This is a genomic window from Allobosea sp. 05T433, from assembly GCF_056396065.1.
The window spans coordinates 184,487-194,710 of sequence record NZ_JBFTKS010000012.1; the positions used below are offsets into that span (position 1 = coordinate 184,487).

Below are 10,224 nucleotides of genomic sequence, written 5' to 3' on the forward strand. Positions count from 1 at the left end.
GAACAAAGCATGGGCTCCGCATCAGTAGCCACCTTCATCCCGCCAACAATAAGCTGGTTCGCTCAGCTGCCCGCAGATTGAAGTCGGCAAAGCGGGTCGGTACATCTAGGGTCTATCCCCCAATCCAGGCGCCTAGCAGTGACTTCGATGCAATCTAACGCTACTTCTGCCAGGAGCGAGTTCGTCCGCGAGCGCGACCGCATCCGCAAAACTGGCAATGTCTTTCGCGGCCTTCGCCGCATGCGCCTCACTCAAGACCCACGATTGCTGTATCGAATTTCCGCCTTTTTCGCAGCAGATCCGTCCTATCGCTCTTTCGTTTTGCCTGCCGCGTTTCCGAAACGCGTGGATGAACTCCGCGCTCATAGCTCTCCGTATATATCCAGCTATGAAAACGAGTTTGCTTGGCGAGCGGGCATCGTTCTCGCGCATGCTGAGAGCCTCAGCCGATATGTTCGGGCGCGCCGAATCATAGAAAACGTGTTTTTAACGGGGGATCCAGCAGATGTCGGATCGCTTCTTGATGATATCGAAGCCGACATTGGAACATCTCTCTGGCTTATTGAGAACCGCATCTGCTTTTCTCAAGCAACCGGCGGGCATTCGCAGAGGAAAGAATTCGTTGATACTGTATTGACCTCTAAGGCCCCCGGCATCGTCAAGCAACTTTCATTATGGTTTTCTTTGCGGTGTAACGCAGCAATTACTCAAACGTCTTTTGATCGAATGCTTTCTGATCTAATGTCCGACGACTTTGGATTCCCATTTATCGTAAATGCACTAAACGGAAAATATTACGATCTAAAAGATACCCAACTTGCTGAAATGATAAGCTACAGTGACAATCTCGCTGTTGTTGATCAGTACGAGATACTTCTTAAAGTTGCTCAAATAAGAACGTGCCGAGAGGATCATGTAAACGACCGAGATGATATAACCGGTCGCATCATTTGTGAACTTTCCCAGGCCATAGAGGATCCGCGTCTCCAAAGAATTGCGTCGTGCTACGGCGGCACAAATGCACAGCCGGTGATGCCTCATCAGTTTGTAGACGTCTTGGACTACTATGCCAATGGCGATTATGCAGCAATCAAAGACATAACTAATTCACTTGATCTCAATTTACTTACCGTCGAGCATATCTCTATTTTATCGAGAATCAGCTATGAGCCAAATTGTGCAGATACACTACAGATACTGGAGAATACGGGGACTATTGCGGAAAGTATAGCTCACGACCTCGCGCACATCCTTAATTTCTCAACCGATGCACTCGAAGCCAGGCAGCGGCTTCAGAAAATCATACTCACATATTGTAACTTTTCATGGGCTGCCTCTCTATCGCTCATACTCATAAGGCAGGCAAACGACGAGCGTGTCTTTCCAGCGGAGCGAAGCCAGCGCTTAGCCGCTCTTAATGTCCTCGACGAAAATCCGCTGATAGCTTTCTGTCTGCCGGGGGAAGAAAGCTGCGTATCCTACATCAACAAGTTGAGACTACAGCACCCTACCTCGCATGCAATTTCCTCGGTGGCTTACATTGCGGGTTTGGCGGTCAGCGATAGCGAACTGGCCTCTTTGCTGGACGAACGCCGAACGCGGATTTCGGTATATAAGGCAACTCGGGAAGGCAACTTCGCTGAATCTTCCTCACTCCTCGCCGACCTCCTCCCAACGATGCGTGCTCGGCCAACGAGAGGAGAAGCCGCGGTCCAACTCTGCCATTCAATGCTGCGCGAGGATGACACAATCGGCGCCGCGGAGTTGGCCGCAAGCCTCTACCTGGAGTCGAGCTATTTTGGGATAGTTCTACCCATTAGATCACTGATCGATCAGATAATGGTTGAACACAATGCGCCCTTTCGGAATTCAAAGACCAGGGGCCGAAAGAGCATTGCCATAATTTTTGACGCTTACTCAAGGCTATATTCATCAGATCGTGATGCCGAGCGCGCGGATGCATACAAAGACGTTCTTCGCCGCGATAACGTAGATTTTGCGTCTGAACTAGTCAGATCTGGGATTGATGATGACACCGCAAAGCTGGAATACTTTCTTCGTTATATTTGTGTACCGGATGTCCTTGATCAGTCTCTGGCGCTCGACAGCCCGAAGGCCGTCGAGGATGAGCGGATTGCTGTTCTGATTTCTCTGAACGAGATGCTAATAAACTCCAATCGAAATTCTCCCGACGAACTGAAGGAAGAAATCCGTGAGATTCAGACCCGGCAAGTGGTAAGAGAAACCTCCGAAAAGCTAGATCAAAGTAAAATTTATGTCCACGTCGAATCTATTCGGAAGTCGTTCGATATTGTGATGCGCGACAGCTGGAACCGGTACCAAGCTATGAAGGCGTACACCGGTGACACTTTAATCGAGAACATTCAACGAATCCTACGCACGGCTGTCGGCGATTCCGTTACGTTTCTGACTTTCGGCACACCTCTTGCTGAAAGTCGGACTATCTTAACAGAGATGGTGCTTCGTATTCGGGATCAGTTTGCGAATAATAAGGAGTTCGGACTGAATTCGAACCTGAGCACCAACATTCGACACGGATATATTTTGCAGGAGCTAAGGGGTCCGCTGTTTTCTCGGCAGCTTGTGACAAACAAAGAGTCTGATAGCGGCCAGTATCGCGCTAACAACTATTGGCTAGAGCGGTTCGACCACGACGAACCCAAACGTGCTGCGGTCAGCGCAAAACTTGATAAGCTTTCCAGGAAAATTGACGACCTGATCGACAAATTGAATCGTCATACGTTGCGGATTCGCTCTGAGACGTGTCCAGATGGTCTGTTTGTGTATGACATGACCGACACTGATATAGCGATTGTGGAATCTCGAGTTGATAAAGTATATAGCTACGATGATTTCGTCGATGTCGTTATTTCATATCTCTGGGAGCGAACGCAATATTGTTTGTCGTCCATAAGGTCGACTCTTGAGACATCGACATTATCTGAGTTTATAGCTTTGATTGACGAGACTGACCTCGATCTACGAGAAATCGGAGTAGAAGAACATATTCCCGCCATCCACACGTCGTTGTCGCTCGTTAAGGGCGAAATGCGGTCCGCCGTTGAACGCGTTTCAAGCTGGTTCACCTTGTCTAGTTCAACCGAGTATCATGACTACGAGCTTGAATTGGCTTTCCAGGCCGGCATTCGAACTGTCAAGTCATATTATAAAAACGTCGCAATCAACGAGACATTTTTGAAGACAAAACCTATCCAGATGAAAGGTTGGACGCTACCTCATTTGGCTCGCCTCTTTTTCTTGCTATTTGACAATGCCGCTGAGCACGGCGCGGCTGGTCGCGATAGCTTAAGGATTGATGTCGCTGCTGAATCTAGCCAGAACTCTCTCTATCTTCATTTACGTAATGACATTGGCTCCAAGGCTGACCTCCCGGCTGTGCAATCTAAAGCTCGCACAATTAACTCTGATTATGGCCAGACCAAATCTATAGAGCTACTCGGTGAGGAAGGGGGATCGGGCTACCCTAAGATTTGGAAACTTCTGCGAAGCGACCTTGGCCGCACTCACGATCTTGATGTGTCTGTCGCAGACGGCAATTTCAATGTTCAGATCTTGATAGATAGCAGGGGTGTGGTGGCATGAAAATCCTTATCGTTGAAGACGACGAAGGCAAATCCGCTGCGCTAGCTGCTTTCATCATTGAGTGGATGCCAAATGCCGAAATAGAGCTCGCACGTTCGCTGACGAGTGGCCTAAGGGCGGCGTTGCGCGGAGAGGCGGATTTGATGTTGCTTGATATGACGATGGCAAACTACGACCGGTCTCTTAGGGACGATAGGGGGCGTCCCCATCACTTCGCCGGGCGGGAGATCCTACGCCAACTGCAGCGCGAGGAGGTCGTGCTGCCCACGGTTGTAGTCACACAATTTGGGCGGTTCGGGGAAGAGGCAGAGGAAGTCACTCTGAGTGAACTACAGGTCGAGCTTGCCACGCGCTTCACGAATTATCTCGGGACGGTACACTATCGATCAAATGTTGACGACTGGAAGGACCGCTTAAAGATTATTCTCGACACGCAATTTTTGGATGGGATTTGATAGATGCCTTTGCGCGTATTGATCGTTGAAGATAGCCCTTTTAAGTATGCTGAAATTATGTCCGTTCTATCTGACGCTGGAATAAATGCTACGACGGTTGTTCATGCAATTAATGCAGCCCATGCTCTAAAGGCTGTTTCATCTGAGAAATTCGATTTACTACTTCTCGACATCAATATCCCCCGGCGGCTCGACACTCAAGCGACACGCGGCGCGGGGCTTGAAGTACTCCGAGAGCTGGATAGAAGTGATCAACGAAATAACCCCAGCTATGTGATTGGAATATCGGAATTCTCAGATGCAATCGAGGAATTTGGTTCGGCCTTTGACGAAAGGCTCTGGTCGATAATTCGCTACCAAGCCAATTCTGAAGAATGGCGAGGACAATTGAGCCGCAAAGTCCGCTATATCTGCGACGCCCGACAGTCCAATAATTTTCGAGACGGCATAACCTACGGTACTGATGTGGCCGTAATTTGCGCCCTCGATTCTCCGGAGTTGGACGCGGTAAGGCGCCTGCCTTATTCGTGGGAAACGATAAAGTTTCGACACGACGAGACGCGATATTTCGCTGGCCAACTGAGGCACGATTCGACGTCCTATTCTGTACTCGCGGCAGCAGCGCCTCGTATGGGCCTGCCGGCAGCGGCGGCTCTTTCCTCAAAAGTGATTCATCAGTTTCGTCCGCGCTTGCTCGTGATGACCGGAATTTGCGCTGGACGATCTGACAAGGTGAACCTTGGAGATGTCATCGTCGCCGACCCGACCTGGGATTGGGGTAGCGGGAAGATCGTTGAAGTTGGCAAGAAGCAGGGGTTCCTTCCGTCTCCTCATCAACTTGATTTGGACCCCCGGGTGATAGCTGTTTTCAGGGAGTTGTCGGAAGACAGGGTTCGGCTTTCCGAAATTAAACACTCATTTTATGGACCGAAGCCGGATGAAGAGTTGCGTATCCATATAGGACCTATGGTTTCGGGGGCATCCGTCGTCGCGAACGAAGCGGCTTTTGAAACCTTGTTAAGTCAGCATCGTGGTATAATTGGCCTCGACATGGAGAGTTACGGAGTTGCCTACGCATGCCTGAATAACGGAACCCCCCGCCCGATGTCGGTTATATTTAAAGGCGTTGTCGACTTCGCGTCTTCTGCGAAGGATAACTCCTATCAAACTTATGCTTCGCACGTGACCGCCGGGATATTGGATTACGTTATTCCGAAGATGCTGCAAATCTTAGAGTAAAGGATCGCGATAGGCTGGCCACCGTTCGGGCGGAAGCGGAACGGCGACCATTTTGCATTTTGACCGAGACGGGACGAGACGGGGATGAAAACCGTGCTCGTTCCGATCTGAGTTTCGCTGATCGCTGTATGTTCGGACGTTCAGCCGGCCGTGGTCAGCTTCTCGACCTGCGTCGTCAGGTCCTGGTCGACAGTGCTGACGCGTGCGTAGCCATAGACAGCCATTAAGCGCGAAGGCGTCGACGTTTCCAAGATCGTCCTGACCCACCACAAGCTCTCCAGCCAGGGCAAGCGCCCGCTGACGCTCGGCGGCGAAGGCGAGAAGCTCCAGCCCATCACCGAGAGCGGCTCCGGCTCGATCCAGGACAAGGAAAAGGCGCTGCTCGCCGAGATCGTCGCGAAGGTGAACGACCTCTTCCAGGGCGAACTGACCGACAACGACCAGCTGATCTACGTGAACAACGTCATCAAGGGGAAGCTGCTGGAGAGCGAGACGCTGGTCGAGCAGGCGACGAACAACACGAAGGAGCAGTTCGCCAACTCGCCCGCCCTGTCACAGGCGATCCTGAACGCCATCATCGACGCCTTCGACGCCCATTCGACGATGAGCAAGCAGGCCCTGGACTCGGCGAAGGTGCGCGAGGGGCTGAAGGACATCCTGCTGGGGCCTGGACGGCTCTATGAGGCGTTGCGGACTCAGGCTGCGCAGCCACCGCTTCCCGAGGACGAGCCGGTTTGAGCGAAAGCGACGCCGTCGAAACGGACCCGCCCGATTTCCTGCTCCAGTCTCGGCAGTGGGTAGCCGCTGTCCCGGCCGCCATCCGCGTTTCTCCGCTGTCCGTCGCTCGCCCCGACACTCTTGTTCGAATGGCCGACCAGATGGTTCAGGACCGTCTCATCAAAGCGCAAGGCGAATATCAACTTAATGCAATAAGAAGCTTTGAAGCCTCGACGCTACCGGATCATCGGAACACAACACCCCTGCGATGCACGCGTTCGAACGCGTGCATCGCTAGAAGGACTCAACGATTCCGCGCCAAGCGTCCAAGTTACCCAGCCGTGGTTTCGACTATCTCACTTTGATAGAAATTAAGCACGATATCCTTTAATACACCAGCTTCCGTATTACCGTCGGCTATGACTCGCGCCAAATACGCAAGTTGGGCGCTATCAATCCGAAATGAAATAGCCGCCGTTTCGTGGCCGTGTTTCATTTCCTCCTTAACGACTTTTGCTCTCTTCTCCAATGTGGGAATATCAATCTTTCCAGAGGATACATTCATTGCAGTCTGACGAATAATCTTGACGATATAATCAGAAATAGAAATTCCATCATCTGCCGCCAGGCGCCGAACGCGATCCTTTACCAATTCTGGCACACGTATTTGGATTTCGCGAATTTCATTGAATCCCGTCATTACATCTAGAATATTTGCTGTCGCAACTTCGACCTCTCGGCTGGTTGCAGCGTTAAGCCAAGATTTAATATTGTTCAGATAATCACGGTAAGCTTCGTCCGCGAAATCACCAATTCCACGAATTCCGAATKATCCAATATTTTCCTGATAACAGATATGTGTATTAGATGCAGCGTGATAGAATTTTTTAACGTTCCTCGACGCCGCAGTCAAAAACTGATCGCCGTCGTTCTTCTGCTCTCTAGGCTCGTTCATATCCGCCTCCTTGGCAAAAACCGTAAACGCAGCATATCATAAATGCTGAGCAAAACCAATTAACTCTCGCATCCGTGCGAGAGTTCCAAAAATGGGGGCAGCTGGTGCGAATTTTGACTCGGGCGGAAGACGCCGAGGCCGCAATCTGTGAGATCTGCTTTGATAGGCCGTTCGAGCCGCGGGAATGCCTCGAAAATCCGACAGAATACTACGAGCAGTTTTACACTAGAAATAGTAACTCCGAATTACTTATAAGAACTTTCAATGAATTCTATGAGGTAAAGGAAGATATTGATAAGCTTATGGCTGGCGTTTATAGTATTTTAATACTACGAGGAATGATTGAGGCGTCGGGAATTAAAGGTGGTCCCAAGGATATGGTCGACCCTACTCTGCCGCCAGATTGGACAAAGGTAGCGAACACGGCAACGACAATAATCGAAACGCTCGGGTTGGATCTTGTGTCGTATGAATGCGAGAACAACGGCGAGCTTTATGTTCACCTGTCTCCTCAGGTTGGCTTAGAGGTATCGCAGGACGGAATGCGGGGCCACACAGATGGGATCGTATTCCCGCCAAATGTACCCGACCGATATCATCCGCAGCTTCCGCCTGGGCCGGATGCAGTTATTCTTATCGGCATTCGAAATCCGAACAAGGTCTCCACTCGCGTGGCCCCGCTTAGTAAAGTATTGCGAAAATTGAAAAGCTCACACATACACTATTTACAGCGGAAAATGTTCAGATTCAAACCACAACGTTCGTTTTCAATACCAGATACTATGGAGTTTTTCTCTGAACCAGTCCTCGAGCGTACCGAGTATGGCTTTAGGATACGGTTCAGCAATTCGTCTATCACCGTAATGGAGGGGCTCGATGATTCGCACGAGTGCGCTGAGGCATTTGAGGCACTAAAGGGCGCTGTCGCGGATTCGTATTGCGACATTTGTATTGAGCCAGGCGACATCGTGTTGGTGAACAATAACACCGCAATACATGGCCGGTCGTTTGTCGGAATACCACAAGATGAGGAAACTAAGAGGTGGATTCTAAGGACATACGGCCAGCGGCCGCGTCCGGAGGATTACAGCCATTCAGTAAAAAAGTTTATGCTCAGAATTTTGGAGGAGGTCTGAAGTGTCCAATTTTGCTGGACCGTTTGTCGGGAGCGGACTATTCCAGAATTCGCTTGGGGAGAGATTGAAATTTGCCAGGGGAGACGGCGCAACGGTATATGATCAAAATAACAAGTCATATATTGATTTTATTCTTGGTGTCGGACCTGTCATACTTGGGCACGGAGATGCAAAATTTAATGAATGCGTGGCGAAACACGTTTCAGTTGGGCTAAATCTGCCTAGCTATTCGGAGCTCCATTACGATTATGCGGAATATCTAATGGATGGCAGTCCGGGCGAGCATAAGGTTATTCTTTTCACCAAAACAGCGTCAGAGGCGGTCAGCTTTGCACTACGTCTAAGTGCGATGGAAACCGGTAGGCTTGGTGTCATAAGGTGCGGATATCTTGGTCAGTCGGACATCGCGATAGGGAACAGTATTAAATGGCATGAGCCATTAAATTCGCCGTATCGTACACAAAGGCGACTCCTTTCTGGTTGTAGGGGATTCACCGAAAGTGAACCTGTATTCGACTGGGAAGATTTGGATCTAGCATCCCTTAAGTCGCTGTTGGAAAGGTTTTCTGATACAATCGGGGCCTTTGCCGTTGATGCTCAGCAATTTGTTTTCATAGATGAAAATAAAGCATCCTCCATCTTCAATTTATGCCGAGAACACGATGTTAGAGTTATTTTAGATGAGACTAAAACTGCTGGGAGAATAGGGCCACGAGGCTACTTTGATTACTTGACGCCTGACATCGATTACGTAGTGCTCGGAAAGGCAATCGGCAATGGGGCGCCAATTGCCGTACTTACTGGAACGGCTGACAGATCGAGCTTATATCGCGAAGCTAAAATCGGCGGTACGCATTCGAAAGAAGTATTTGGAGCGGCTGCTGGCTTGACAGTTTTGGAATTGATGAATGAGAGGGATGGATATAACCGCCTTCCACATATCATAGAGAAAATGGCTAACGCCATAAATATTGGGTTGGTTGACGCCGGCGTAATCCAAAAGCTTTCCGCCAAAGGATTTCTAAAAAATACGATATTCGAGCTCGTATTTTCTCAAGAATTACTGGAAAACCAAATTGAAAGAGATCAAATTAGATTGCGATTTCAAGAAGCCGGCATTTTTATTATGGAAGGGCATTGTTCGTTTGTTTCCCTCGCTCACGATTCACTGGATCCATCAATCGTCAGCGAGCTGACTTACAGAGCAATGACTGGGAGGATTCGGAATGATCAACTTTCCTAAAGATCCCGTAGAAACGCTACAACGCCAAGAGAAAATTAGAATCAAGCAATTGGAGGAGAAGATTAGACGCCTTGAAAGTAACGGTACAGCTGATGTGAAGATAGAATTACTAAGAAAGGAGTTGGAGCGCCTAAGGCGTTTACAGCCCTGACCGCGATAGTAGGTTAATCTAGCGACTTAAGTTCGCGTTCAAGCTCGCTCAATCTATGAGATACCGCGCTTCGGTCCGAAATGTTCTTGGCCGACCTAAGATCGGATTGAGCATGCGCGATCTCGATTTTGAGTTCACGCTTCCTGAGTGCGCGAAGCGCCGGGTCTAGGTGGGGAGACTCATGCGAAACGTAGGACTTCATCGGCGTTCATCCTCATTTGACATATTTTCACATCAAAAACTCACAGTGGCAATGGCTCGCCGGAATAGCGAGCGTAGGGAGCTCGGCACTGGACGCAGCGGCAATCAGAGAAGTTCGGGCATATACTGAAAGGCCGCCCAAGTGGGGTTTCTGCCTGACAACGGCACCATGGCCGCAGCAGAAGAGTTCTGACGAGATGTGCCCGCCCGAGAAGGCCACCCTTGCCGAACTGAGATAGCAGTTCGGCGCGCATTCTAAGTGAAATTAGGCGATGGCGCAGCCATGTCGTCAGGTTCTAGGGGCTTCGGTTCCGACATGAGGGAATCACGCAGCGGTGCCCCTAATGGATGCAGCGTAACCATGCGGCGTAGGCCGCAGTACGGCTATTTCGGGTCGTCCGATCTTGTGAGCAGGTGAGGATTGGCTTTGTAGATTTCGGCGAGGCCTTTGAGCATCTCGATGCCGAAGTCTGTGAACGCCATGACGCTGTCATCGCCTGGCC

8 protein-coding genes are annotated in these 10,224 nt (G+C 50.0%); 6 read left to right on the top strand and 2 right to left on the bottom strand.

Annotation, left to right across the window (positions count from 1 at the left end; translation table 11 throughout):
* The first annotated feature begins 147 nt into the window (after window positions 1-147).
* From AC1DGP_RS18450 to AC1DGP_RS18460, 3 genes are read left to right on the top strand one after another with little or no spacing between them, the layout of a single operon-like run.
* Window positions 148-3,624, top strand: a complete 3,477-nt coding sequence (locus AC1DGP_RS18450) for a hypothetical protein (protein WP_476832383.1) — start codon at window positions 148-150, stop codon at window positions 3,622-3,624.
* Entirely contained in the window at window positions 3,621-4,079 is a 459-nt protein-coding gene (locus AC1DGP_RS18455) for a response regulator (protein WP_476832384.1), read from the top strand. Before AC1DGP_RS18450 ends, AC1DGP_RS18455 begins: the two co-directional genes overlap by 4 nt.
* A gap of 3 nt (window positions 4,080-4,082) precedes the next feature.
* The gene (locus AC1DGP_RS18460) at window positions 4,083-5,318 is read left to right on the top strand and encodes a phosphorylase family protein (RefSeq protein WP_476832385.1); all 1,236 of its coding nucleotides are present in this window, start codon (window positions 4,083-4,085) and stop codon (window positions 5,316-5,318) included.
* A gap of 140 nt (window positions 5,319-5,458) precedes the next feature.
* Here AC1DGP_RS18460 and AC1DGP_RS18465 read toward each other — a convergent pair whose 3' ends face one another.
* Window positions 5,459-5,686, bottom strand: a complete 228-nt coding sequence (locus tag AC1DGP_RS18465; protein ID WP_476832386.1) for a hypothetical protein — start codon at window positions 5,684-5,686, stop codon at window positions 5,459-5,461.
* A gap of 34 nt (window positions 5,687-5,720) precedes the next feature.
* Between AC1DGP_RS18465 and AC1DGP_RS18470 the strand changes: the two genes are divergently transcribed.
* Entirely contained in the window at window positions 5,721-6,056 is a 336-nt protein-coding gene (locus AC1DGP_RS18470) for a hypothetical protein (RefSeq protein ID WP_476832387.1), read from the top strand.
* 310 nt (window positions 6,057-6,366) lie between these two features.
* Here AC1DGP_RS18470 and AC1DGP_RS18475 read toward each other — a convergent pair whose 3' ends face one another.
* Window positions 6,367-6,990, bottom strand: coding sequence for a hypothetical protein (locus AC1DGP_RS18475; protein ID WP_476832388.1), 624 nt, complete (start codon window positions 6,988-6,990; stop codon window positions 6,367-6,369).
* Between the two features lie 104 nt (window positions 6,991-7,094).
* Here AC1DGP_RS18475 and AC1DGP_RS18480 point away from each other — a divergent pair, with 104 nt between their 5' ends.
* Window positions 7,095-8,126, top strand: coding sequence for a TauD/TfdA family dioxygenase (locus AC1DGP_RS18480; protein ID WP_476832389.1), 1,032 nt, complete (start codon window positions 7,095-7,097; stop codon window positions 8,124-8,126).
* 1 nt (window position 8,127) lies between these two features.
* On the top strand, window positions 8,128-9,369 hold the full coding sequence (locus tag AC1DGP_RS18485; protein WP_476832390.1) for an aminotransferase class III-fold pyridoxal phosphate-dependent enzyme: 1,242 nt from the start codon (window positions 8,128-8,130) through the stop codon (window positions 9,367-9,369).
* Window positions 9,370-10,224 lie beyond the last annotated feature (855 nt).